This is a genomic window from Mycobacterium sp. (assembly GCF_035506235.1).
GTDB lineage: Bacteria > Actinomycetota > Actinomycetes > Mycobacteriales > Mycobacteriaceae > Mycobacterium.
Genome location: NZ_DATJPU010000140.1, coordinates 33,187 through 55,764, shown reverse-complemented (window position 1 = coordinate 55,764; position 22,578 = coordinate 33,187). Strand labels below are relative to the sequence as shown.

Below are 22,578 nucleotides of genomic sequence, written 5' to 3'. Positions count from 1 at the left end.
GCCCTTCGTTATTCAATGGCCGTTCGGGCGCCGTTGCGCGCCGTCCGCGTGCCCCTGGGAGGAGGTGCCGGGCGGGCCGCACCCATCACATACGACTTCACCAGGTGGTTCCAGCTGCAGGTTCGGCACACCTCCACGACGTGCACGGAGAACTCCTGGAAGCGGGTCGCCAACATCACCAACTCTTCGGCGGTGCGCGCCGAGCCCGACACCGCACCCAGATGGTCGCCGAACACCCACGAGACCAGGGTCAGCTGTTCCTTTCGGCAGATCGGGCACATGACCTGGCTCTGTTTGCCGTGAAACTTCGCGGCGCGGAGCAAGTATGGGTTCGCGTCACAGACCTCGGACACGCCGGTGCGGCCCGAGTACACCTCGGCGAGCAGGGAGCGCCGCCGAAGCGCGTAGTCCACCACTTGTCGCTGCAGTCGCACGGTGACCAGAGTACGTGGCCGCCCGCACCACCGACACGCAACCGAGCCGGGTGCCGGCCCGAGCCGAGGCGATCTGCCGTCGCATTGCGTGCCGAACCAGGGTGGTCCTTTGACGATCGCCGGCGCGGCTCGTCGCCGCGCCGGACCGTAGAACCCCTCGATCTGCGGTCGTAGCGGCAAAGGGCGGCTTACCGCCGGGCTGCGCTGTGACCAATAGCGCACGAACACCAGGTAGTGTTGTGACGAATATATCGAAACGATACGATGACGCGAGGCGTCGAACCGTCGTAACTGTCCGTGCAAAGGGGGTGAATCGATGCTGGAGCTTGCCATCCTGGGTCTTCTGATCGAATCGCCCATGCACGGCTACGAACTGCGCAAGCGGTTGACCGGCCTGCTCGGCGCGTTCCGGGCGTTCTCGTACGGGTCGCTGTACCCGGCCCTGAGGCGCATGCAGGCCGAGGGCCTGATCGCCGAGAACGCCGCGCCGGCCGGCACCCCGGTGCGGCGCGCGCGCCGCGTCTACCAGCTGACCGACGCGGGCCGCCGGCGGTTCGGCGAGCTGGTGGCCGACACCGGGCCGCACAACTACACCGACGACGGCTTCGGCGTTCACCTGGCATTCTTCAACCGCACGCCGGCGGAGGCCAGGATGCGCATCCTGGAGGGCCGCCGACGTCAGGTCGAGGAGCGCCGCGAAGGGCTTCGCGAGGCGGTGGCGCGGGCGAGCAGCTCGTTCGACCGCTACACCCGGCAGCTGCATCAGCTCGGGCTGGAGTCCAGTGAGCGCGAGGTCAAGTGGCTCAACGAGCTCATCGCCGCGGAGCGGGCGATGCCCGGGCTTTCCGAACAAACGTGAAACCCCTGCACGAAAAACGCACGAGAACATCTGAGACAAGAAGCAATGGAGTGAGGAGAACGCCCTATGAGTGACCACAAGCCGTTGGGGGCGCCGGAGGCGCAGACGGACGTACGAGTCGCCATCGTCGGCGTCGGCAACTGCGCGTCGTCGCTGGTTCAGGGGGTGCAGTACTACCTCGACGCCGACGAGAACAGCACCGTGCCCGGCCTGATGCACGTGAAATTCGGCCGGTACCACGTCCGCGACGTCAAGTTCGTCGCCGCGTTCGACGTGGACGCCAAGAAGGTCGGGTTCGACCTGTCGGAGGCCATCTTCGCGTCGGAGAACAACACCATCAAGATCGCCGACGTGCCGCCCACCAACGTGACGGTGCAGCGCGGCCCGACGCTGGACGGCATCGGCAAGTACTACGCCGACACCATCGAGGTTTCCGACGCCGAGCCGGTTGACGTGGTCAAGGTCCTGAAGGAGAACGACGTCGACGTCCTGGTGTCCTACCTGCCGGTGGGCTCGGAGGAGGCCGACAAGTTCTACGCGCAGTGCGCGATCGACGCGGGCGTGGCGTTCGTCAACGCGCTGCCGGTGTTCATCGCGTCGGACCCGGTGTGGGCCAAGAAGTTCGCGGACGCCGGCGTCCCGATCGTCGGTGACGACATCAAGAGCCAGGTCGGCGCCACCATCACCCACCGCGTGATGGCCAAGCTGTTCGAGGACCGTGGCGTGCAGCTGGACCGCACCATGCAGCTCAACGTGGGCGGCAACATGGACTTCCTCAACATGCTCGAGCGCGAGCGGCTGGAGTCCAAGAAGATCTCCAAGACCCAGGCGGTGACCAGCAACCTGCAGCGCGAGTTCAAGACCAAGGACGTGCACATCGGACCGTCCGACCACGTGGGCTGGCTCGACGACCGCAAGTGGGCCTACGTGCGGCTGGAAGGCCGCGCGTTCGGCGACGTGCCGCTGAACCTGGAGTACAAGCTCGAGGTGTGGGACTCGCCGAACTCGGCCGGCGTCATCATCGACGCGGTGCGGGCGGCCAAGATCGCCAAGGACCGCGGGATCGGCGGACCGGTGGTCCCCGCGTCGGCCTATCTGATGAAGAGCCCGCCGAAGCAGCTGCCCGACGACGTCGCGCGCGCGCAGCTCGAAGAGTTCATCGAGGGGTAGTTCCGGCTCGCGGCCCGCGATCGGTCAGGCCGTAGTGTCTTTAGACCGTGACCGAGATGTCTGAGGACGAACTGACGGGGTTGTCCGAGTTCTCGCTGCTGCCCGAGAACGCCGAACAGGCCGGTGTTGCGGGCCCGCCGCCCGACGTCGAGCGGGTGGAGTCGGGCCCGGCGGACGGCAGGATCAGCGCGCTGCGCTGGGGCGTCACTCCCCCGCGCATCGTGTTCCTGCACGGCGGTGGGCAAAACGCGCACACCTGGGACACCGTGATCGTCGGCCTCGGTGAGCCGGCCCTGGCCGTGGATCTTCCCGGGCACGGACATTCGGCATGGCGCGACGACGGCGATTACTCGCCGCAGCTCAATGCCGACGCACTGCTGCCGGCGCTGCGCGAGCACGCGTCGAGTGCCGACCTCGTCGTCGGCATGTCGCTGGGCGGGCTGACCGCGATCCGGCTGGGCGCGATCGCCCCGGAATTGGTCAACGGGCTCGTCCTCATCGACGTCACCCCGTCGGCGCTGCAACGACACTCCGAGATGACCAAGGAGCAGCAGGGCACGGTGGCGTTGATGCACGGCGAGCGGGAGTTTCCCACCTTCCAGGCGATGCTCGACCTGACCATCGCCGCGGCACCACACCGCGAGGTGGCGGCGCTGCGGCGCGGCGTCTTCCACAATTCGCGCCGGCTCGACAACGGCAACTGGACCTGGCGCTACGACGCCATCCGCACCTTCCCGGACTTCGATGGCCTGTGGGACGACGTCGACCGGCTGTCCGCGCCCATCACCCTCATCCGGGGCGGCTCCTCGGGATTCGTCACCGACGACGACGCGGCCGAACTCGGCAGGCGCGCAACCAATTTCCGCACCGCGCACGTCGTCGAGAATTCGGGCCACTCCGTGCAAAGCGACCAACCGCGCGCGCTGATCGAACTCCTGCGCGGGGTGCTCGACTCGCGCTGAGCCTACGGTGGTCGTATGACTTCAGACCGCCCCCCTCGTATCGGCGTGCAGTTGCAGCCGCAGCAGGCCCCGGACTACGGCCAGATCCGCGACGCCGTTCGCCGCTGTGAAGACGTCGGCGTCGACATCGCCTTCAACTGGGACCACTTCTTTCCGCTCTACGGCGATCCCGACGGCCCGCATTTCGAATGCTGGACCATGCTCGGCGCCTGGGCCGAACAGACCTCGCGCATCCAGATCGGTGCGCTGGTGACGTGCAACTCCTACCGCAATCCGGAACTGCTGGCCGACATGGCCCGCACCGTCGACCACATATCCGATGGCCGGCTCGTGCTGGGGATCGGCTCCGGCTGGAAACAAAAGGATTACGACGAGTACGGCTACGAATTCGGCACCGCCGGCAGCCGTCTCGATGACCTGGCGGCCGCTATGCCGCGGATCAAGGCGCGGCTGGCCAAGCTGAACCCGGCGCCGACCCGCGACATCCCGGTCCTCATCGGCGGCGGGGGCGAACGTAAGACGCTGAGGCTGGTGGCCGAATACGCCGACATCTGGCACAGCTTCGCCTCCGCCGAGGAGTTCCCGGCGAAGTCGGCGGTTCTGGAGCGACACTGCGCGGACGTCGGGCGCGACCCGGCCGGCATCGAGCGCTCAGTCGCGGTGAGCGACGGGGGTGAGCTGATGACCAACGCCGAAAGGCTCGTCAACCTCGGCGCCACGCTGTTGACCGTCGGTTGCGATGGTCCGGACTACGACCTGACCGCGGCCGAGGCGTTGTGCAAGTGGCGCGACGGACATTGAGGGGCGCCCACGCGATGTGATCGCACGTTTGCCTCCGATTCATCCGCCAAACATCTGAACATGCGCGCCAAGACATGAGAAACTCTCTGCGCTAGATGGCCGAAGCGGGTTTCACGGTTTGAAAGGCACTCAAGAAACGGATGCCAAAGAAATACGGGGTCAAAGAAAAGGACCAGGTTGTTTCGCACATCCTCAACCTGGTGCTGACGGGGAAACTGCGCAGCGGCGACCGCGTTGACCGCAACGAGATCGCAGTCGGGCTCGGGGTGAGCCGCGTCCCGATTCAAGAGGCGCTGGTCCAACTCGAACACGACGGAATCGTGTCCACCCGCTATCACCGGGGCGCGTTCGTCGAGCGGTTCGACGAGGCCACCGTCCTCGAACATCACGAACTCGATGGACTGCTCAACGGCATCGCCTCGGCGCGCGCGGCCACCAGCCCCACGCCGCGCATCCTGGGCCAGCTCGATGCGCTCATGCGATCGTTGCGCTCCGCGAAGGAATCCCGGGCCTTTTCGGAGATCGCCGGCGAATATCGGCGCACGATCAACGAGGAGTACGCGGGGCCCCGGCTGCACGCCACGATCCGCGCCTCGCAAAACCTCATCCCCCGGGTGTTCTGGACGACATACCAGTGCAGCCGCCACGAGATGTTGCCGTTCTACGAAGACGAGACCGCGGCAATACACCGGCGTGACCCCGAGGCCGGGCGGGCCGCGTGCGTCGGGCGATCCAACCTGATGGCTCAGACCATGCTGGCGGAACTGTTCCGGCGCAGGGTGTTCTCAGCGCCCGATGACATCGGCCAGGTCGTCCCCCAGGTATTCACCGGGACCGCCGCGCCCCGCGCCGAGCCGTCGATCGCGCTTTAAAGCTCTCCGACGCGCCAGGTCGCCGGTCTGCCGATACGGTAGCGGTGATGAGTTCGCGCCTGGACCGGCGTACCAAGCGCCGAAAGCTCTTCGCACTGGTCACGACGATGTTGATGGTCTGCGGCCTGACACTGGCTGCCCCTGCGGCCGCCGACTGGAACCAATGCGCGCCAGGCGGCGTGGACACCGCACGCGTCCTGCCGAAAGACCTGACCGAGCTGCCGAGCCCGCACCGGGAGGACCAGGACACCACGACCTCCGTCGAACCGCTGAGCTCGGTGAACGTCGCCGGATTGGGCCTCGGCACACCGGGGGTCCTGACGGTCGGCACGCTGTCGGACGCTCCGCCCAACATCTGCATCAATTCCACCGGCGAATTCAGCGGCTTCGACAACCAGTTGTTGCGCGCCATCGCCGGCAAGCTCGGTCTGCAGGTTCGTTTTGTCAGCACGGATTTCTCCGCGCTGCTCGCCCAGGTGGCATCCCGGCGCTTCGACGTCGGCTCGGCAGCGGTGAAGGCCACCGACGCGCGCCGTCGCACGGTTTCGTTTACCAACGGTTACGACTTCGGTTTCTACTCGCTCGTGGTGCCCCCCGGCTCGCCGATCCACGCATTCGGTGACCTGGCCGGGGGTCAGCGCATCGGCGTGGTTCAGGGCACCGTTGAGGAGTCCTTCGTCGTCAACACCTTGAACCTGCAACCGGTGAAGTATCCCGGCTTCGCCACCTTGTATGCCGCGCTCAAGACCCGCCAACTCGACGCCTGGGTGGCGCCCGGCACGCTGGCGTCGACCGTGATACGGCCCGGCGATCCGGCGGCGGTTGTCGCAAACACTTTCAGCCGCGGCAGTTTCGTCGCCTACGCGGTCGCCAAGGACAACCAGCAGCTGATCAATGCGCTGAATTCCGGGCTGGACGCCGTCATCGCCGACGGCACCTGGGCGGACCTGTACTGCCAGTGGGTGCCGCGGACCCTGCCGCCCGGCTGGAAACCCGGGTCCAAGGCGGCCCCGACTCCGCACCTGCCGGACTTCGCCGCGATCGCCGCGAGCCATCATCGCGAGTCGGTTGGCCCGGGCGCGCCGATGTCGACGCTGGACCAGTTGCGGGAGTCCTTCTTCGACTGGGACCTGTATCGGCAGGCGATCCCCACGCTGTTGACCGTCGGATTGCCCAACACGCTGATCCTGACGAACAGCGCCCTCGTCATCGGCCTGGCGCTGGGGATGGTGCTGGCCATCGCGGGAATGTCACGCTCACGCTTGCTGCGCTGGCCGGCGCGCGTGTACACCGACATCTTCCGCGGTCTCCCGGAAGTAGTGATCATCCTCATCATCGGGATGGGCATCGGCCCGTTGGTGGGCGGGCTGACCAACAAGAATCCCTACCCGTTGGGCATTGCCGCGTTGGGATTGATGGCCGCCGCCTACATTGGCGAGATCCTGCGCTCGGGCATCCAGAGCGTCGACGCCGGCCAACTCGAAGCCTCCCGCGCGCTCGGGTTCAGCTATCCGGCCGCGATGCGTCTGGTGGTGGTGCCGCAGGGAATACGGCGGGTGCTGCCCGCACTGGTCAACCAGGCTATCGGGCTGTTGAAGGCCTCCGCGCTGGTGTACTTCTTGGGCCTGGTCGCTCAACAGCGGGAGCTTTTCCAGGTGGGCCGGGACCTCAACGCGCAGACCGGCAGCTTGTCGCCGTTGGTGGCCGCCGGTCTCTTCTACCTGATTCTGACAATTCCGTTGACACATCTGGTGAACTACATCGACACCTGGCTTCGCCGCGGCCATGTCGCTGCCGAGCCGGACGACCACGCCGGCATGTTCACGACGAAGTTCGGCCAGGAGATCACGTGACCGCCGACACCTTGAGGCGTGCGTCAGTTTCGCTGGTTGCCAAGGACATTCACCAAACTCTTGGCGGGAATGCAGTGCTGCGCGGCGTCAATATCGAGGCCCCCGCAGGCAGCACGGTCGCCATCATCGGACCGTCGGGATCGGGCAAATCGACGCTGCTGCGCACGCTGAACCGGTTGCATGAGCCGGATAGCGGCGACATTCTGCTGGACGGACGGTCGGTGATGCGCGACGATCCCGATCGGCTCCGCCAGCGCATCGGCATGGTGTTCCAGCATTTCAACCTCTTTCCGCATCTGAGTGTGTTGAAAAACGTCGCGTTGGCGCCGTCCAAGTTGCGGCACCTGTCCCCAGACGAGGCCCGCGAGCTGGCACTGACCCAGCTGGACCGAGTTGGCCTGAAGCACAAGGCCAGTGCCCGCCCCGGCATGCTGTCAGGCGGCCAGCAACAGCGGGTCGCGATCGCCCGCGCGCTCGCGATGGCCCCGCAGGTGATGTTCTTCGACGAGGCAACCTCGGCGCTGGATCCCGAAATGGTCAAGGGAATCCTGCAACTGATCGAAGACCTCGGCGCCGACGGCATGACCATGGTGGTCGTGACGCACGAAATGGGTTTCGCGCGGTCAGCATCCGACACGGTCGTTTTTATGGATCGGGGCAAAGTCGTGGAATCCGGGCCCCCCGAGCAGATATTCGAAACCGCAAAAACCGAGCGGCTCCAGCGGTTCTTATCCCAAGTGCTATGACGGTCCCGATTAGTCGGGGTTAGGCCGGTATAGCTGCCGTGTACGCCACCCATATCGGGTTAGACTGCCGACTTATGGCGGACAGCGAATCCACCGCGCCCGAGGTGAAGGAGCTTGCGGAAGGTTTGCACCGTGCGCTGTCCAAATTGTTTTCGATCCTGCGCCGGGGGGACCCCAGCGGCGTCGTGGCCGGCGACCTCACCTTGGCGCAGCTGTCGATCCTGGTCACCCTGCTCGGTCAGGGCCCCATCCGGATGACCGACCTGGCCGCGCACGAACGGGTGCGGACCCCGACCACGACCGTGGCGATCCGCCGGCTGGAGAAGATAGGGCTGGTGAAACGCTCGCGCGACCCGTCCGACCTGCGCGCTGTACTGGTCGACATCACGCCGCGAGGACGGGCCGTTCACGCCGAGTCCCTGGCCAACCGGCATGCAGCGCTGGCCGCCATGCTCGGTCAGCTTCCCGAGTCCGACCTGAACACCCTGATGAAGGCGCTGGCCCCGCTGCAACGCCTGGCCGCTGGCGAACCGGGCCCGGCAGGAGAGCCACCGGCACGCAAGCAGGCATGAGAGCCACTGGCCCGCAACGTATTTCGTAGCATCCGTAGACTGAGGTCATGCCCACTGCACTCATCACCGGCGCGAGCGGCGGTATCGGCTCCGCCATCGCCACAGCGCTCTCGCAAACACACACCCTGCTATTGGCGGGCAGGCCCTCCGATCGGCTCGATGCCGTCGCAGAACGCCTCGGCGCCACCACTTTTCCGCTGGACCTGACCAGTACCGACGAGATCGAGGCCAGCTGCGAGATCGTGGACGAACTCGACGTGTTGGTGCACAGCGCGGGGATATCCATCCCCGGGCACGTCGCCGAGTCCAACCTCGACGAGTGGCTCGCCACCTTCGCAGTCAATGTTTTTGGCGCCGTGGAGCTTACGCTGGCGTTGTTGCCGGCGCTGCGGCGGGCCCGCGGCCAGGTGGTGTTCATCAACTCCGGTGCGGGGCGCAATGTTTCGCCGGGCATGGCCTCCTATTCTGCGAGCAAGTTCGCGGTGCGGGCCTTCGCGGACTCGTTGCGCGCAGACGAGCCGGGCCTGCGCGTGACCACCATCTACCCCGGCCGCACCGACACCGACATGCAACGGGAACTCGTCGCGTTCGAAGGCGGCGATTACGACGCGGCCGAATTCCTCAGGCCGGAGACCGTCGCCGCTGCGGTCGCCGATGCGATCGCCACGCCGCGCGACGGTCACGTCTACGAAGTGCTGCTTCGGCCCGGCCGGCGATGATCCGCGATCGCCACTAGACCGATGGTGGCGACCCGCAGCGCCCGACTGCGCCGCGCTTACGATCGCCACTAGACCGATGGTGGCGACCCGCAGCGCCCGGTCCCCCGCAAGCGGGAGGTGCCCCCAACGCGCGCTTACGATCGCCACTAGACGACCAGGTTGATCAACCGACCGGGAACCACGATCACCTTGCGCGGAGTGGCGCCGGCCAGGAACGCCTGAACCTTGTCGTCGGCCATGGCCGCGGCTTTCAGCGTGTCCTCATCGGCGTTGGCGGCCACCGTCACTCGGCCGCGCACCTTGCCGTTCACCTGCACCGGATATTCCACGGTGTCTTCGACGAGGTAGGCGGGGTCGGCCTCCGGAAATGGCCCGTGCGCCAGCGGAGTGGTGTGGCCCAGCCGTGACCACAGCTCTTCGGCCATGTGCGGGGCCAGCGGCGCGAGCATGAGCACCAGCGGCTCAACCGCCGCGCGGGGCGCGGAGTCGCGGTGCTCTTTGGTGAGGTGGTTGGTGTATTCGATCAGCTTCGCCGCGGCGGTGTTATTGCGCAGCGCCGCATAGTCTTCGGAGACTCCGGCGATGGTGCGGTGTAGCGAGCGCAGTGTGCCGGTGTCCAGCGATTGCCGGTCCGCGCCATCCCCCACCCGGGTTTCGCCGGTCTGCTCGTCGATCACCAACCGCCACACCCGCTGCAGGAAGCGGTGCGCGCCGACGACGTCCTTGGTGGCCCACGGGCGGGACGCCTCCAAGGGCCCCATCGACATCTCGTATACCCGCAGCGTGTCCGCGCCGTATTCGTCGCAGATCTCGTCGGGAGATATCGAGTTCTTCAGGCTCTTACCGATTTTCCCGAACTCCTGGAATACCTCGATTTCGCCGCCGGGGCCGGCGTAGAAGAACCTGCCGTCGCGTTCGCTCACCTCGTCCGCCGGCACGTACGACCCGCGCGAATCGGCGTAGGCGAACGCCTGGATGTAGCCCTGGTTGATGAGCCGGCGGTATGGCTCGCGCGAACTGACGTGACCCAGGTCGTAGAGCACCTTGTGCCAAAACCTCGCGTACAGCAGGTGCAGGACCGCGTGTTCGGCGCCCCCGACGTACAGGTCGACCCCGCCAGGATCCTGCGGGCCGTGCTCGGCCGGTCGCGGGCCCATCCAATAGGCCTCGTTTTCCTTGGCGCAGAACCGCTCTGAGTTGTGCGGATCGGTGTAGCGAAGTTCGTACCAGGAGCTGCCGGCCCACTGCGGCATCACGTTGGTGTCGCGGGTGTAGGGCTTCAAACCATCTCCCAGATCCAGCTCGACATGCACCCACTCGGTCGCCTTGGCCAAGGGTGGCGACGGCTCGCTGTCGGCGTCGTCGGGATCGAACAGCACCGGCGAGTAGTCGCGGACGTCGGGCAGTTCGACGGGCAGCGCTGCCTCGTCCAGCGCGTGCGGGCGTCCGTCGCCGTCGTAGACGATCGGGAACGGCTCCCCCCAATACCTCTGCCTCGCGAAAAGCCAGTCGCGCAACTTGAATTCGATGCGCGCGCAGCCCCTTCCCTCGGCGTGCAGGCGGTCGGTGATCGCTTGCTTGGCGGTCGTCACGTCCATTCCGTCGAGGTCGCCCGAGTTGACCAGAACACCGTCACCCGCGTGCGCCGACTGCGTAATATCGCCGCCGGCAATGACTTCCACGATCGGTAGACCCAACTCGTGGGCGAAGTCCCAGTCGCGCTGATCGTGGCCCGGGACTGCCATGATCGCTCCGGTGCCGTAGCCGGCCAGCACGTAGTCGGCGATGAAGATGGGCACCGGTTCTCCGTTGGCCGGGTTGGTGGCGTAACTGCCCAGGAAGACGCCCGTCTTCTCCTTGCTCTCCTGGCGTTCGAGGTCTGACTTCGCACCGATCGCGCGGCGGTAGGCGGCGACGGCCTCAGCCGGCGTTGCGGCACCGTACGTCCAGCGCGGGTCGGTGCCGTCGGGCCAGGCGGTGCCGGCCAGTTCGTCGACCAGGTCGTGCTCGGGGGCCAGCACCAGATACGTCGCGCCGAACAGCGTGTCGGGCCGGGTGGTGAACACCTCGATATCGACAGCATCGCCGTCGTTCTTGCTCGCCGAGAACAGCGCCTGCGCGCCGGTCGAGCGACCGATCCAGTTGCGCTGCATGGTCTTTACCTGCTCGGGCCAATCCAGTACATCGAGGTCATCGAGCAGCCGGTCGGCGTAGGCGGTGATGCGCATCATCCACTGCCGCAGCCGTTTGCGGAATACCGGGAAATTGCCGCGGTCGCTGCGACCGTCGGCGGTGACCTCTTCGTTGGCCAGCACCGTGCCCAGCCCTGGGCACCAGTTCACCATCGAGTCGGCCCGGTAGACCAGTCGGTGGCCGTCGATCACGTCGGCCCGCTCCCCCGCCGACAGCCCGGCCCAGTCCCGTCCGTCGCCGAGACGACGTGCGCCCGAATCGAACTCGGCGATCAACTGGGCGATCGGGCGCGCCTTGTTGGCCGCGGTGTCGAACCAGGCGTTGTAGATCTGCAGGAAGATCCACTGAGTCCATTTGTAGAACTCGACGTCGGTGGTGGAGAAGCTGCGCCGGCTGTCGTGGGCCAGGCCCAGCCGGCCCAGCTGGCGCTTGAAGTTGACGATGTTGGCCTCGGTCCTGGTGCGCGGGTGCGTGCCGGTTTGCGCCGCGTATTGCTCGGCCGGCAGCCCGAAGGAGTCAAAGCCCAACGCGTGCAGCACGTTATGGCCGGTCATCCGGAAGTACCGGGCGTAGACGTCGGTGGCGATGTATCCCAGCGGGTGGCCGACGTGCAGTCCATCACCTGACGGGTAGGGGAACATGTCCTGCACGAACAGCTTGTCGTCGGGCACCGGGGTCCCGTCGGCCGGCGCCAGATCGCCGACCGGGTTGGCCACGTTGAACGTCCCGAGCTTCGCCCAGTTCTCCTGCCACGCGCTTTCGATCCGGCCCGCCAGCGCCGCAGTGTAGCGATACGGTGGCGCATCGGAGTCCGGCGCGGCGGCACCGGGAACGCCGCCGGGCGCAGTGGTCGGGGATTCGGTCACCTGAACAGGGTATAAGGGAACCCCGGCGGGCCCGGCGGGCCACAGGTTGGTCTCGGTTCAGTTGCGCACCGATCAGAGCTTCATCCCAGCTCGGTTTCGGCCCTGTTCAGCGTGTTTGACCTCTGGTTACAGTCGGCCTCTAACCACGTGGGGCCGAGCCATTGGGAAGGATCACGCAGATGATTCAGATCGCCCGTACGTTGCGGGTACTCGCCGGGGGTCTGGCCGCCGGCGCGATCGGTGTCACGACATTCGCGGCCGCCACCGCATCGGCTGATCCCGTGGTTCCCGCGCCGCCGCCGGCACCAGCCGTCGCTGCGCCGGCGCCGGCGAACATCGTCGCCGCCCCCGGGCAGGCGCCCGGCAACAGGTTGCTCGCCGCTCCCCCGGCGGCGAATCCATACACGCCGCCGAATGCCGCGGCCGCGCCGGCCGTGCCGGTAGCGCCCGCGCCCGCGGCGGCCACGCCCGCGGCTCCCACGCAGGCCCCGGCCGTGTCGGGCACGATCCGTGACTACCTGCAGTCGAAGGGCGTCAAGCTCGAGGCGCAAAAGCCCCAGGGATTCAAGGCGCTCGACATCACCCTGCCGGTTCCCCCGCGATGGACCCAGGTGCCCGACCCCAATGTGCCCGACGCGTTCGCTGTGATCGCCGACCGGCGCGGGGCCAGCGTTTACTCGTCAAACGCGCAGGTGGTGGTGTACAAGCTGGTCGGGAACCTCGATCCGAAAGAAGCCATCACCCACGGCTTCGTCGACAGCCAGCAACTGCTCGCGTGGCAGACCACGAACGCCTCGATGGCTGACTTCGGCGGCTTCCCGTCGTCGGTGATCGAGGGCACCTACCGCGACGGCGACATGCTGCTCAACACCTCGCGGCGCCACGTCATTGCGACATCCGGACACGACAAGTACCTGGTGTCGCTGTCGGTGACCACCGACCGTGCGGTGGCGGTCGCGGATGCGCCGGCCACCGACGCGATCATCAACGGCTTCCGCGTGACCGCGCCGGGAACCGTCTCCCCCGCCCAAGGGCCCGGTGCGTCACCGGTCGGCATCCCCGCTCAGGCGGCGGCCCCGGTCGGGCTTCCCCCGCAGACGGCAGCGGCGGCGCCGGTGGGCACTCCCGCCCAGACGGCGGCAGCGGCGCCGGTCGGACTTCCCGCTCAGCCGGCCCCGCCCTACCCGGCGGCCGGCTCCCGGCCGGCGCCCAACCTGCTGACGATGGTGCCCGGGCTGCCGCCGCTGCCGAACTTCTCGTTCCTGCAGCACTAACAAGCCCCGTCGAGCCCGCCGCGCGGGCGCATGGCCGGGCTCGTATTGTGAGGCAATGGTGATCGCGGGGTTGGTGTGCATGTGTGCGGCGGTGGCCTCCGCCGGGTTCGGGGCCTGGTCGCTTTCCCACAATCAGGCCGCTGACGGCGCCACCACCCAGCTCGCGCTCCGCGCCATGGCGCCCACGCAGTTGGCGGCCGCGGTGATGTTGGCCGCCGGCGCGGCGGTCGCCCTGGCCGCCGCAGCCCCCACCGCTCTGGTCTTGCTGATCGTCTGTGTTGCCGGCGCGCTCGGCACGCTGGCCACCGGGTCGTGGCAGAGTGCGCGCTTCGCGCTGCGCCGGGAAGCGGCGGCGGCCGCCGGTTGCGCCGGCGGCTGCGCCGTGTGCACGCAGTCCTGCAGCTAGCTATCGTCCTGCTGTTCTGCGGGTCGAAAAAGAGCCTGGCGTCGGGACTTCCGATGGCGCTCGTGCTGTTCCCGGCGGCCATGGTCGGTTTGACCATGTTGCCGCTGATGATCTTTCACCAAATCCAGTTGGTGGTCTGTGCGGTGATCGCCGGCAGGGTCGGACGGGATGCCGACCGAACCGGCTAAGGGCCTTCGGCGCGCGCAGTCGGCGTCCCGGATGCGGGGGAGGGACCCTAGTTTCGGCTCACATCAATCGGGTGGGTCGCCAGCAACGACAGCGGCAGCGGCTGGCGACGCAGCACCTGCCCCCACAGATCGGCCCTCGGGCCGAACAGAACGTCGGATGGCAACGCGGACAACACAATCCAGTCGTCGCGTTCGATCTCGCCCTCGAGCTGGCCGATGGTCCAGCCGGAGTATCCGGCGAAGATCCGCACCCCCTCCACCAGCGGGGCGATCAGGTCGGGCTCGGCGTCCAGGTCGACCATCACTATCCGGCCGTCCACATGCCGCAGGCCCGGCACGCCTTGCGGGTCGGCGCCGATCCGCAACGCCGCGAGACACAGGGCCGCGTCACGCTTGACCGGACCACCGATGAACATGGTCTTCGGTTTGGCCGACAGTTTGGCCCACTGGGGCAACACGTTGTACACCGCGGTCTCGCTGGACCGGTTGAGCACGACACCCAGTGTGCCGCCGTCGTTGTGCTCGACGATGTAGATCACGCTGCGCCGAAACGTCGGCTCGAGGAGATCGGTGTTGGCAAGCAGGAGAGTGCCCGCGCGAACCCGCTGCGCGGCGGGTGCGACGTAGTCCTCGGGATCTTCGGGCGGCATCACACCATCATCGCACCTTCGCATCGCCGCCCGGGGCAATCGAGCGTGGCCGGCCAACAATATTTGTAGTGTTGCGGCGGCTTTGTACTCTGGGGACCGCGGCCATCCCGCCAGCCCCCGATCGTGGAAGTCGGTCCTGTGATTCAACCCCGGACGCACTCGCGCGCATCCACCGACCTGTGGCGGTCGGTGCGCAACATGCCGGATTTCTGGCGACTGCTGCAGGTGCGCATGGCAAGTCAGTTCGGCGACGGTCTGTTCCAGGCGGGGCTGGCCGGGGCGCTGTTGTTCAACCCGGATCGCGCCGCGGACCCCATGGCCATCGCGCGCGCGTTCACGGTGCTGTTCTTGCCCTACTCGCTGCTGGGACCGTTCGCCGGCGCTCTGATGGACCGCTGGGATCGACGGCTGGTGCTCGTCGGCGCCACGGCGGGCCGTCTGATTCTCATCGCGGGCATCGGCACCATCCTGGCCGTGCGCGCCGGCGACATGCCGCTGTTGATTGCGGCCCTGTTCGCCAACGGCTTGGCCCGGTTCGTCGCGTCCGGACTGTCGGCGTCCCTGCCCCACGTGGTGCCGCGTGAGCAGGTGGTGACGATGAACTCGGTGGCCACTGCGTCCGGTGCCGTCGCGGCCTTCCTCGGGGCCAACTTCATGCTCGTGCCCCGCTTCTTCGTGGGCGCCGGCGATGAGGGCGCCTCGGTGATCATCTTCATTACCGCGATTCCCGTCTCGGTCGCGTTGCTGTTGTCGCTGCGGTTCGGCTCCCACGTGCTGGGCCCCGACGACACGAAGCGGGCGATCCACGGATCGGTTGTCTATGCGGTGATCACCGGCTGGATGCACGGCGCGCGCACGGTGGTGCAGAGCCCGACGGTCGCGGCCACCCTGTCGGGCCTGGCCTCTCATCGGATGGTGGTCGGGATCAACTCGCTGGTGATGCTGTTGCTGGTCCGCCACCTGCCCGGTCCGGCGGCGGGCGGCCTGGGCATCGCGTTGGTGTTCTTCGCCGCCGCCGGCCTCGGGGCCTTCCTGGCCAACGTGTTGACGCCGTCGGCGGTGCGCCGCTGGGGGCGTTACGCCACGGCGAACGGCGCGCTGGTCGCGGCCGCGATCATCCAGCTCCCCGGCGCCCTGCTGCACCTTCCGGTGATGGTGGTGTGCGGCTTCTGCCTCGGCGTGGCCGGTCAGGTGGTCAAGCTGTGCGCCGACTCCGCGATGCAGATGGACGTCGACGACGCGCTGCGCGGACACGTGTTCGCGGTGCAGGATGCGCTGTTCTGGGTGGCATTCATCGTCGCGATCACCGTGTCCGCGGCCTTGATTCCCGACGACGGGCGCGCGCCGGCGTTTGTGCTCTTCGGGTCGGTGCTGTACCTGGTCGGGCTCGCGATGCACAGCGTCATCGGCCGCCGCGGCCAGCCGGCCAACGATCGCTAAGGTACATACGTGACCGCTGCCGAGCCGATGGTGGCCGACCTGCGCGCCGAAAGCGACGACCTCGACGCGCTGGTGGCGCCACTGCCGGCCGGCCGCTGGGCGGATCCGACGCCCGCGCCGGGCTGGACCATCGCCCACCAGATCGGACACCTGTTGTGGACCGACCGGGTTGCGCTGACCGCCGTCACCGACGAGGCGGAATTCGCCGAAGCGCTGAAGGCGGCCCAGGAAGATCCGGCCGGATTCGTCGACGCGGGTGCCGAGGAACTGGCGGCCGTGGCGCCGGTCGAACTGCTCGCCGACTGGCGCGCAACCCGCGCGCGGCTGCACGAGGCCCTGCTGAGCGTGCCCGACGGCCGCAAGCTGCCGTGGTTCGGGCCGCCGATGAGCGCGGCGTCGATGGCGACGGCCCGGCTGATGGAGACGTGGGCGCATGGACTTGACGTCGCCGACGCCCTCGGCGTCAAGCGACCCGCCACCGAGCGGCTGCGGTCGATCGCGCACATCGGGGTGCGCACGCGCGATTACGCGTTCGTCATCAACAACCTGACTCCGCCGACCGACCCGTTCCTCGTCGGGCTGCGCGGACCCGGCGGCGACACCTGGTCCTGGGGCCCGACGGACGCCGCGCAGCGGGTCACGGGCTCCGCCGAGGACTTCTGCTTCCTGGTGACCCAGCGGCGTCCGCTGGGCGTCCTCGACATCACAGCGCACGGACCCGATGCCCAGCGGTGGCTGGAGATCGCGCAAGCCTTCGCCGGCCCGCCCGGCCCCGGTCGATGAGCGCGCGAGCGCGAAGAGAGCCGGGGCCATCCCACCACGCCCCGGTCGATGAGCGCGTGAGCGCGAAGAGAGCCGGGGCGATCCCACCACGCCCCGCTCGATGAGCGCGTAAGCGGGCCTACAGGCCGCCCGCCTGCGGGTTGAGCTTGTGAAACCAGGCGAGGTGGTAGTTCGCCGACACCAAATCTCCGGTCGCGGCGCCTTCGGCGGCCGCCAGCAGCAGGCAGTTGAGCAAGAGCGCCGGATCGATGTTCGGGTACTGGATCAAGAGCTGATAGCGCGCGGTATCAAGATGCACTCTGAGCAAGTCGACCTCTTCTGCGGCGACGCCGGTTTCGGCGGCAGCGGCCCTGGCCAACGTGTGCACCATCCGCGGCAACCCGTCCCGCCAGTGCGTGGCCTGGCTCAACTCCCATCCGAGGTCGTCCACCTCGGGCAGCTCGCGGGGCTGCGTTGAGGACTTCGTCTCGGCGAAGTCATCCAGCCAGCCCAGGGAGTCCCCGGGAGCGTAGCTGCGGCTGCGCCGGGTCTCGCCGATGAGGGCGGTCACTTTGCCGCTGCGTCGCTCGGGTTCCAACAACCGCACGCCCTCCGGAAGCGCGATGCCGGGCGGTATCCAGCCGTGGGCGAAGTCGGTGACCAATATCGTGGTGCCGCCGCGGTCGCCGATCGCCCAATTCAGGCGCGGCTCTTGGTGAACCACGAACGCGAGGAGGCGCTGCAACCGTTCGTCGTCCGATTCGCTGGTGTCCGCGGCGGCCGGGGTTTCCTCAACGGGCTCGGGTGGTGGCGCCGTAGTGGCCTCACCGGACGCTCGATGCCTGCCCTTCCACGCTTCGGGCTCGTCCTCCTCGGCGGCGCTTTCGCCCAGCACCGGATCCTCGCGCTCGCCCGCGATGGCTTCCCGAAGCTCGGGGCCGGCGTCCGTGACCGCGGGGATGATTTGCGTCTTCTCGAGATCGGCGCCGTCGAGGCTTTCGGCGCGCGGCTCAGCCTTCGCTGCGTGCACATGACGAACCGCCGACTCGACCCGCCGCACCGCGCGCGCCCGGGCCTCCTCGATGACCCTGGCTTCTTCTCCCCGTCGGACGAAGTCGGGCATTTCCGCCAGCCGGATCTTTCTGAGCTCGTCGTTGGCGCTTCTGGCGATCCGCTGCAGGTCGTCCTTCAGATACTCTGCGACAGTGGCAGTTTCGGCGGTGGGTGCGGACAATTCGGCAGGCCAGAGGCCGCCCGTCACCCACGGGGTGCAGTCCACGGGAGAGCTGAAGGCTGGAATCGTCAGCGATTCCCGGGTAGCTCTCCGGAGGCGCTGGCGCGCCGTTATCCGACCGAAGATCGCCACTGGCCAAGCCTACCGGCATCCGTCGGCCCGTCCATTCAGTCGGTGAATTGTGCAGCTGCGACGGCCTGGGTAGCGTGGGGACATGGCTGACTCTGCGCTGCAGCAGCAACTCGACGAGGTGCGCGCCCTGCTGGCTCGCGCGCGAGAGTTGTTCGGCCTCAATCCCGTGGAACCGCCCACCGACATCGCACCCGATCCCGACAGCGCCAAGACGTGGCTGATTTAGGCGCGGCGCCGCAACTTGTGCGCCAGCAGCTTTTCGATAGCCGCGTCGAGATCGTGGGGTGTCGGAACCTCCGTCGACGGGGTATGGCCCGCCGCCACGATCTCGTTGCGAACTTCCAGTAACGCTTTGAGGCACGACACGTCGGCGGTCAACAAGATTCCCTGCGCCAGGGTTTCGGCGTCGGTTTCCATCGCCTCTTCACTCAGCGCGACGCTGTGCATGTACCCGCCGCGGCAGGAGCGGACGAGGATGTGACCGCTCGGGTGGACGGTGTCGAAGGCGGGATTGGCGTCCGTCACCCACCCCCGTCAACGATGCCGCCGAGATGTCGTGCCGCTTCTTGCTCGTGCTCTTCCCACATCGCCGCCGACGCAATCAGTTTTTCCGCCATATCGGCGTGGTCGTCGGCTTGCTGCTCGTAGCACTGACGTCGCAGCTCAAGCAGTTCGCGCCCGGCATCGCGCAGTTCGCCGAAGATGGGCCCGAGCGAGTCCAGGCTTTCCTGGATCGCCGCGTGCGATGACGGAACCGTGCGCAAGTAATCGGAGGTCTCCTGATGATGCGCAGCGGCTTGACGTAAGTGCGCGGGCACCACACGGATTGGATCTGCCATCTGCTCTCTCCTACTCGCTGCGCCGCCGGGGAAGGCCGGCGTCATCACTATTGTCAGGTGGTCGACGTCGCCGCCGGCCCGGTGGGTGTCGGTGTGTGCGGCTCGGCCGGCGGGTTCGCGGGCGCGGCCTTCGCCGGTGGGTGCTCCCAGCCTAGAAAGTTCGGTCCGCTCACGGTGCCGATGCGCTGAATCTGGCCGTCGAGAAGGGCCTTTTCATGGCCGAGGGCAAGCGCGTGACGGTCGGTGAGGATGCCGATGTCACCGGGCGCCGTTTCCAGTGGGTCGACGGGGTTGGTCACCGCCGTTCCCGGTTGGGGGATGGTAATTCCCTGCTGCTGGAAGGCATCTGGGATCGATGCGCCGCCGACGGCGGCCTGGATCGCCGCGGCCAGCTGTGGGCTGGCGGCCGTCACCGTATCGCCGTCGGGCAGGGTCACCACCATTGGGCCCACCGGCGGCGATTCGGATTGGTTCGTTGCGACGTCATCTGCGTGGGGCTTGTCGTCGTCGCCGGAGCGTTCGTCGGGGCCGTCTCCGGGGTCCGGGTCATGGGATCCGAGCGGCGCCTCCCGGCCGATGTCCTGCAGGCCGGGCAACGGCAGGCCGCCGAGCCCGCCGAGACCCGGTATCGGCGCCCCGCCGAAGCCGGGAATGGATGGCGTCGCCGGCGCTGTGGGTATCGCAGGCGCCGCCGGAGCCGGGGTGCTGGCCACGGGGGAGGGTCCGGGCAGATCCCCGGTGGGCTGGCCGGGGTCGTCGGCCCACATCGAATCCAGCGGGTCGATTTCGGGATCGCCGGCCGGTTCCTGGGTCGCGCCAGCGGATGCGGCGGCCGCGGGCGGGCGCCCGTCGGGGCCGTTCTTGGAGGCGTCGTACAGCGACGTCCACGCGGCCATCAGGGCCGATTTCGACGTGTCGTCCAGGCTGGCGTTCAGGACGACCGCGCGGATGTCCTTGAGCTTGCAGATGAGGAACCGTTGGAAATCACGCGCCCCGGCCGGGGTGTCGAGGTCCGATCGCGTCAGGACCGCGGCTTCGGTCTCGCGCTGCAACTTGGTCAGCGCTTCTCGGCCCTCGACGGCCTTGAGGTGGGCGTTCAGGATCGCGGTGATCACTTGCATGTCGAGCTGAGAGCTGACCGAATTCTGTTGCGCCAGAGCAGCTTCGGCATCCATCATGGCTTCGGCGGCCTCGCCCTGGTCTCGGTCTGACCCGGGTGCACCCGGCGCTCCGGCCGGCGGACCTGCCGCCGCCGCGGCGCCGAAGAGGTTCGAATGCTCCTGGCGGATCTTGCGCACGATCGCATCGAGTTGTTGCGGCCCGGTGGTGGGCGTGATCACCGCAGCCACCTCATCCGGTGCCAAACCCGCCTGCCACGCGTTCGGATCGCCGGTGCGCTCCCGGACGTATCTGATCGTGTTGATCAGCTCGTCGTACGTCGACATCGGTGTCGCGACCCCTCCATGCCGGGCGACAGTACCCAGGCACGTTCGCACCGACAATTCACCCCGTCGCGCCTGTGAACCATCGATCCGGCGTGGTTGGTGGCTAGCCCGCGGGGACGGCGTACTGTGCGCGCAGCCCTTCCAGGACAGCCTTTTTCGCGCGATCGAGTTCGCGGGCATCGGCCACCACCCTCGCGATTTCGCGTTGCTTGTCCATCAGAAACCTGTGCAGTTCGCGCGCCCCCATGGGGGTGTCGATGGCAAGGTCCGCGCGGTCCGTGGCGGCGCGGTCGATCTCCTCGGCGATCGCGTCGAGTCGCCTGACACTCTCACGGGTCGCGGCATGGGCGCTGGCGAGCACCCCCGCCAGCACGCGGTCGGCATCGGAGGCGGCGCTGTGCCGTCCGGCCAGCGCTGACTGCCGCGCCTGCATGGCGCCCAGCGAGGGCCCGGCTTGTTCCGGCGTGGATTCGTTGCTCGTCATTGCGGCCGCCGAATCGCAATGTTGCTGCCCAGTCGACTGATTCGCACCGAAGCGCCCGGGTAGGGCGCTTCGACAACCAGGTTGTTGCCGATCGCCATCTGCACGTGTCCGGCGTGGGGGAAGACGAGGTCGCCCGGCCGGACGAGCGAACGGGCGACCGGCAGACCGTCGTTGATCTGCTGATAGGTGGTGCGGCCCAGGTGAACGCCCGCCTGCGCATAGGACCACTGGACCAACCCGGAACAGTCGAACTGGTCGGGCCCGGTCGCACCCCATACGTATGGGCGCCCCAGTCGCGACAACGCCGCGCGCACGGCGATCGCGGCGCGGCCGCTCAGCGCGGGCAGGCCGGGAACGCGGTGGTGTATCAGCCGGTACCGCAGCGCCCGCAGGGCCGTGGAGTGCCGTCGCGCCTTCAGGCGGGCCGCCAGGACGTGCGCCCGCTGGGCGCGCAGCCGGGCCACGCGACGGCGCATCGCCTCGCGCTGGGCCAGCGGCGTCATGGCAATCGCGGAAGTCCCCGCGGTATCGGCGCGGGCGTGGTCGACCACCGATTTGGTCAGCTCGCGGGCGTCGGCGCGATCCTCGTGGGCGACGGCGATGACGCGGGCAGCGTCGGCATCCGTGCGCGCCGCCGATTGCAGGCGGTGTTCGCCGCGGTCCGTCGCGAGCCGGTAAACGGCATGTGCGACACCGCTATTCAGGCCGCTGCCTCGTTGCAGCAATCCGCGGTAATGCGCGGTGGCCGCCTCCAGCGTCGGCGGCCTCGTGGTACCGGCAAAGAGTCGATGAGCGCGGCTCAGCACCTCGATTTCGCTTTCGGTCACCGCGCCTCCTCGCCGCCGTCGCGATCTGGCTGGTCCCTCGGCGCCTCGACCGCCTCGGTGAAGGCGCGAACGCGGGGGAGCGCCCCCGCAGGGATGACGCCCCGGTTGCGGATGTCCCACATTTCGTCGGTGCCGACCCCGACGAGGGCCGCGATGACCGTCTCCGGCAACGGCGACCGCACGCACGCGCGATCGAAGCGCGCGCTCAAGCTGGCGGGCATCCGTTTCAGCAGGGCCGTGCGCGTCGCCTCGAGCGCCTGCAGGTGCTCCATGAGCCGGCCCGTCGAGTCGGCGCCGGCGTTGACGGCCACCCGCCAGGAGCTGGCGGCCAGCATCTCCGCCTTCACGCATTGAGCGATCACAGACAGAATATACGTCTCATATTCGTTTGATGTCGTCGCCGGCAGCCGATCGATGACGGATTTGAGGGCATCCAGTTGCGCTTCGGCGTAGCCTTCCAGCACTTCCGTATCGCTGTGACGGTCGACCACCACCGCGCCGGCGGACCGGGCGGGCCTGGTGTCGACCGGCTGCGCGGCCATCAGCCGGGCCAATTCGGCATCCGGGTCGGCGGCCACCAGCAGCCGGGAGTAAGTGCCCGGCGGCAGGCCCAGCCCGTTCTCAACCTTCTGAACTGTGCTTTTGTGGGGCTTGCGAGCACCGCGTTCGAGGAAGCTCAGCCCCATGATGCTGACGCCCGTCGCGGCGGCCAGCTCCGCAAGCGACCAGTCGCGTGACTCACGCAACGCGCGGATGGCCGCGCCGGCCGATTCACGGCTCACCGCACGCTCCGGCCATAGGCCGGATATTACACAAGACGCGGGCTTACCCAGCCGATATACGTTTTAAT

24 protein-coding genes and 1 pseudogene are annotated in these 22,578 nt (G+C 67.9%); 15 read left to right on the top strand and 10 right to left on the bottom strand.

The genetic code is table 11. The features are described 5' to 3' along the window. Nucleotides 1–8 precede the first annotated feature (8 nt). Nucleotides 9–434 carry a DUF5318 family protein gene (locus tag VMD50_RS13115; RefSeq protein ID WP_067878111.1) on the bottom strand — a complete coding sequence of 142 codons (426 nt, stop codon included), beginning with the start codon at nucleotides 432–434 and terminating at the stop codon, nucleotides 9–11. 316 nt (nucleotides 435–750) lie between these two features. On the opposite strand from VMD50_RS13115, the gene VMD50_RS13110 reads away from it, so the two are divergent. From VMD50_RS13110 to VMD50_RS13070, 9 genes are all read left to right on the top strand, one after another. Beyond that, on the top strand, nucleotides 751–1,293 hold the full coding sequence (locus VMD50_RS13110) for a PadR family transcriptional regulator (protein WP_067878114.1): 543 nt from the start codon (nucleotides 751–753) through the stop codon (nucleotides 1,291–1,293). Nucleotides 1,294–1,359: 66 nt separating this feature from the next. After that, complete coding sequence (locus tag VMD50_RS13105; protein ID WP_325428175.1) at nucleotides 1,360–2,463, top strand: inositol-3-phosphate synthase; 1,104 nt, start codon at nucleotides 1,360–1,362, stop codon at nucleotides 2,461–2,463. A 56-nt stretch (nucleotides 2,464–2,519) separates the two neighbouring features. Beyond that, nucleotides 2,520–3,425 carry an alpha/beta fold hydrolase gene (locus tag VMD50_RS13100; RefSeq protein ID WP_325428174.1) on the top strand — a complete coding sequence of 302 codons (906 nt, stop codon included), beginning with the start codon at nucleotides 2,520–2,522 and terminating at the stop codon, nucleotides 3,423–3,425. Between the two features lie 15 nt (nucleotides 3,426–3,440). Further along, nucleotides 3,441–4,226, top strand: coding sequence for an LLM class F420-dependent oxidoreductase (locus VMD50_RS13095; protein ID WP_325428173.1), 786 nt, complete (start codon nucleotides 3,441–3,443; stop codon nucleotides 4,224–4,226). Nucleotides 4,227–4,366: 140 nt separating this feature from the next. Continuing rightward, a complete protein-coding gene (locus tag VMD50_RS13090) occupies nucleotides 4,367–5,098 on the top strand; it encodes a GntR family transcriptional regulator (protein WP_325428172.1) in 732 nt (243 codons plus the stop codon). 47 nt (nucleotides 5,099–5,145) lie between these two features. Further along, on the top strand, nucleotides 5,146–6,951 hold the full coding sequence (locus VMD50_RS13085; RefSeq protein ID WP_325428171.1) for an ABC transporter substrate-binding protein/permease: 1,806 nt from the start codon (nucleotides 5,146–5,148) through the stop codon (nucleotides 6,949–6,951). Beyond that, complete coding sequence (locus VMD50_RS13080; RefSeq protein WP_325428170.1) at nucleotides 6,948–7,697, top strand: amino acid ABC transporter ATP-binding protein; 750 nt, start codon at nucleotides 6,948–6,950, stop codon at nucleotides 7,695–7,697. The genes VMD50_RS13085 and VMD50_RS13080 overlap by 4 nt, the downstream gene beginning before the upstream one ends. Nucleotides 7,698–7,771: 74 nt before the next feature. Next, complete coding sequence (locus VMD50_RS13075; RefSeq protein ID WP_325428169.1) at nucleotides 7,772–8,269, top strand: MarR family winged helix-turn-helix transcriptional regulator; 498 nt, start codon at nucleotides 7,772–7,774, stop codon at nucleotides 8,267–8,269. Between the two features lie 47 nt (nucleotides 8,270–8,316). After that, nucleotides 8,317–8,988 carry an SDR family oxidoreductase gene (locus tag VMD50_RS13070; protein WP_325428168.1) on the top strand — a complete coding sequence of 224 codons (672 nt, stop codon included), beginning with the start codon at nucleotides 8,317–8,319 and terminating at the stop codon, nucleotides 8,986–8,988. 146 nt (nucleotides 8,989–9,134) lie between these two features. Here VMD50_RS13070 and leuS read toward each other — a convergent pair whose 3' ends face one another. Beyond that, a complete protein-coding gene (leuS, locus tag VMD50_RS13065; protein ID WP_325428167.1) occupies nucleotides 9,135–12,047 on the bottom strand; it encodes a leucine--tRNA ligase in 2,913 nt (970 codons plus the stop codon). A 179-nt stretch (nucleotides 12,048–12,226) separates the two neighbouring features. Between leuS and VMD50_RS13060 the strand changes: the two genes are divergently transcribed. The 3 genes and pseudogenes from VMD50_RS13060 to VMD50_RS13050 all read left to right on the top strand — a co-directional run. Continuing rightward, nucleotides 12,227–13,321: an LpqN/LpqT family lipoprotein gene (locus VMD50_RS13060; RefSeq protein ID WP_325428166.1), complete on the top strand. Its 1,095-nt coding sequence runs from the start codon at nucleotides 12,227–12,229 to the stop codon at nucleotides 13,319–13,321. Nucleotides 13,322–13,376: 55 nt separating this feature from the next. Further along, nucleotides 13,377–13,727: a hypothetical protein gene (locus VMD50_RS13055; protein WP_325428165.1), complete on the top strand. Its 351-nt coding sequence runs from the start codon at nucleotides 13,377–13,379 to the stop codon at nucleotides 13,725–13,727. 2 nt (nucleotides 13,728–13,729) lie between these two features. Further along, nucleotides 13,730–13,915 (top strand): annotated as a pseudogene (locus VMD50_RS13050) (bile acid:sodium symporter); the annotation flags it as partial. Between the two features lie 47 nt (nucleotides 13,916–13,962). Here the strand turns inward: VMD50_RS13050 and VMD50_RS13045 are convergent. Beyond that, complete coding sequence (locus tag VMD50_RS13045) at nucleotides 13,963–14,589, bottom strand: YqgE/AlgH family protein (protein ID WP_414686057.1); 627 nt, start codon at nucleotides 14,587–14,589, stop codon at nucleotides 13,963–13,965. 174 nt (nucleotides 14,590–14,763) lie between these two features. Here VMD50_RS13045 and VMD50_RS13040 point away from each other — a divergent pair, with 174 nt between their 5' ends. Next, the gene (locus VMD50_RS13040; protein ID WP_325428257.1) at nucleotides 14,764–16,005 is read left to right on the top strand and encodes an MFS transporter; all 1,242 of its coding nucleotides are present in this window, start codon (nucleotides 14,764–14,766) and stop codon (nucleotides 16,003–16,005) included. A gap of 27 nt (nucleotides 16,006–16,032) precedes the next feature. Continuing rightward, the gene (locus VMD50_RS13035; protein ID WP_325428256.1) at nucleotides 16,033–16,788 is read left to right on the top strand and encodes a TIGR03084 family metal-binding protein; all 756 of its coding nucleotides are present in this window, start codon (nucleotides 16,033–16,035) and stop codon (nucleotides 16,786–16,788) included. Between the two features lie 118 nt (nucleotides 16,789–16,906). On the opposite strand, the gene VMD50_RS13030 is transcribed toward VMD50_RS13035, so the two are convergent. After that, a complete protein-coding gene (locus tag VMD50_RS13030) occupies nucleotides 16,907–18,133 on the bottom strand; it encodes a DUF5631 domain-containing protein (protein WP_325428163.1) in 1,227 nt (408 codons plus the stop codon). 82 nt (nucleotides 18,134–18,215) lie between these two features. On the opposite strand from VMD50_RS13030, the gene VMD50_RS13025 reads away from it, so the two are divergent. Beyond that, nucleotides 18,216–18,359: a hypothetical protein gene (locus tag VMD50_RS13025; RefSeq protein WP_325428162.1), complete on the top strand. Its 144-nt coding sequence runs from the start codon at nucleotides 18,216–18,218 to the stop codon at nucleotides 18,357–18,359. Here the strand turns inward: VMD50_RS13025 and VMD50_RS13020 are convergent. The 6 genes from VMD50_RS13020 to VMD50_RS12995 form a co-directional block, all read right to left on the bottom strand. Beyond that, complete coding sequence (locus VMD50_RS13020; protein WP_325428161.1) at nucleotides 18,356–18,658, bottom strand: DUF2694 family protein; 303 nt, start codon at nucleotides 18,656–18,658, stop codon at nucleotides 18,356–18,358. The two genes, VMD50_RS13025 and VMD50_RS13020, sit on opposite strands and share 4 nt — an antisense overlap. Continuing rightward, nucleotides 18,655–18,972: an ESX-1 secretion-associated protein gene (locus VMD50_RS13015; protein WP_325428160.1), complete on the bottom strand. Its 318-nt coding sequence runs from the start codon at nucleotides 18,970–18,972 to the stop codon at nucleotides 18,655–18,657. The genes VMD50_RS13020 and VMD50_RS13015 overlap by 4 nt, the downstream gene beginning before the upstream one ends. Nucleotides 18,973–19,025: 53 nt before the next feature. Beyond that, nucleotides 19,026–20,417, bottom strand: a complete 1,392-nt coding sequence (locus VMD50_RS13010; protein ID WP_325428159.1) for a DUF4226 domain-containing protein — start codon at nucleotides 20,415–20,417, stop codon at nucleotides 19,026–19,028. 103 nt (nucleotides 20,418–20,520) lie between these two features. After that, complete coding sequence (locus VMD50_RS13005) at nucleotides 20,521–20,901, bottom strand: DUF4226 domain-containing protein (RefSeq protein ID WP_325428158.1); 381 nt, start codon at nucleotides 20,899–20,901, stop codon at nucleotides 20,521–20,523. Continuing rightward, the gene (locus VMD50_RS13000; protein ID WP_325428157.1) at nucleotides 20,898–21,728 is read right to left on the bottom strand and encodes a C40 family peptidase; all 831 of its coding nucleotides are present in this window, start codon (nucleotides 21,726–21,728) and stop codon (nucleotides 20,898–20,900) included. Before VMD50_RS13000 ends, VMD50_RS13005 begins: the two co-directional genes overlap by 4 nt. Then, complete coding sequence (locus VMD50_RS12995; RefSeq protein ID WP_325428156.1) at nucleotides 21,725–22,510, bottom strand: helix-turn-helix domain-containing protein; 786 nt, start codon at nucleotides 22,508–22,510, stop codon at nucleotides 21,725–21,727. The genes VMD50_RS13000 and VMD50_RS12995 overlap by 4 nt, the downstream gene beginning before the upstream one ends. Nucleotides 22,511–22,578 lie beyond the last annotated feature (68 nt).

Bases quoted from the DNA above. Each gene is read 5' to 3' on its own strand.
- VMD50_RS13110 (WP_067878114.1), top strand. From the start codon at position 751: ATGCTGGAGCTTGCCATCCTGGGTCTTCTGATCGAATCGCCCATGCAC.
- VMD50_RS13105 (WP_325428175.1), top strand. From the start codon at position 1,360: ATGAGTGACCACAAGCCGTTGGGGGCGCCGGAGGCGCAGACGGACGTA.
- VMD50_RS13100 (WP_325428174.1), top strand. From the start codon at position 2,520: ATGTCTGAGGACGAACTGACGGGGTTGTCCGAGTTCTCGCTGCTGCCC.
- VMD50_RS13095 (WP_325428173.1), top strand. From the start codon at position 3,441: ATGACTTCAGACCGCCCCCCTCGTATCGGCGTGCAGTTGCAGCCGCAG.
- VMD50_RS13090 (WP_325428172.1), top strand. From the start codon at position 4,367: ATGCCAAAGAAATACGGGGTCAAAGAAAAGGACCAGGTTGTTTCGCAC.
- VMD50_RS13085 (WP_325428171.1), top strand. From the start codon at position 5,146: ATGAGTTCGCGCCTGGACCGGCGTACCAAGCGCCGAAAGCTCTTCGCA.
- VMD50_RS13075 (WP_325428169.1), top strand. From the start codon at position 7,772: ATGGCGGACAGCGAATCCACCGCGCCCGAGGTGAAGGAGCTTGCGGAA.
- VMD50_RS13070 (WP_325428168.1), top strand. From the start codon at position 8,317: ATGCCCACTGCACTCATCACCGGCGCGAGCGGCGGTATCGGCTCCGCC.
- VMD50_RS13060 (WP_325428166.1), top strand. From the start codon at position 12,227: ATGATTCAGATCGCCCGTACGTTGCGGGTACTCGCCGGGGGTCTGGCC.
- VMD50_RS13055 (WP_325428165.1), top strand. From the start codon at position 13,377: ATGGTGATCGCGGGGTTGGTGTGCATGTGTGCGGCGGTGGCCTCCGCC.
- VMD50_RS13045 (WP_414686057.1), bottom strand. From the start codon at position 14,589: ATGCGAAGGTGCGATGATGGTGTGATGCCGCCCGAAGATCCCGAGGAC.
- VMD50_RS13040 (WP_325428257.1), top strand. From the start codon at position 14,764: ATGCCGGATTTCTGGCGACTGCTGCAGGTGCGCATGGCAAGTCAGTTC.
- VMD50_RS13035 (WP_325428256.1), top strand. From the start codon at position 16,033: ATGGTGGCCGACCTGCGCGCCGAAAGCGACGACCTCGACGCGCTGGTG.
- VMD50_RS13025 (WP_325428162.1), top strand. From the start codon at position 18,216: ATGGCTGACTCTGCGCTGCAGCAGCAACTCGACGAGGTGCGCGCCCTG.
- VMD50_RS13015 (WP_325428160.1), bottom strand. From the start codon at position 18,972: ATGGCAGATCCAATCCGTGTGGTGCCCGCGCACTTACGTCAAGCCGCT.
- VMD50_RS13010 (WP_325428159.1), bottom strand. From the start codon at position 20,417: ATGTCGACGTACGACGAGCTGATCAACACGATCAGATACGTCCGGGAG.
- VMD50_RS13005 (WP_325428158.1), bottom strand. From the start codon at position 20,901: ATGACGAGCAACGAATCCACGCCGGAACAAGCCGGGCCCTCGCTGGGC.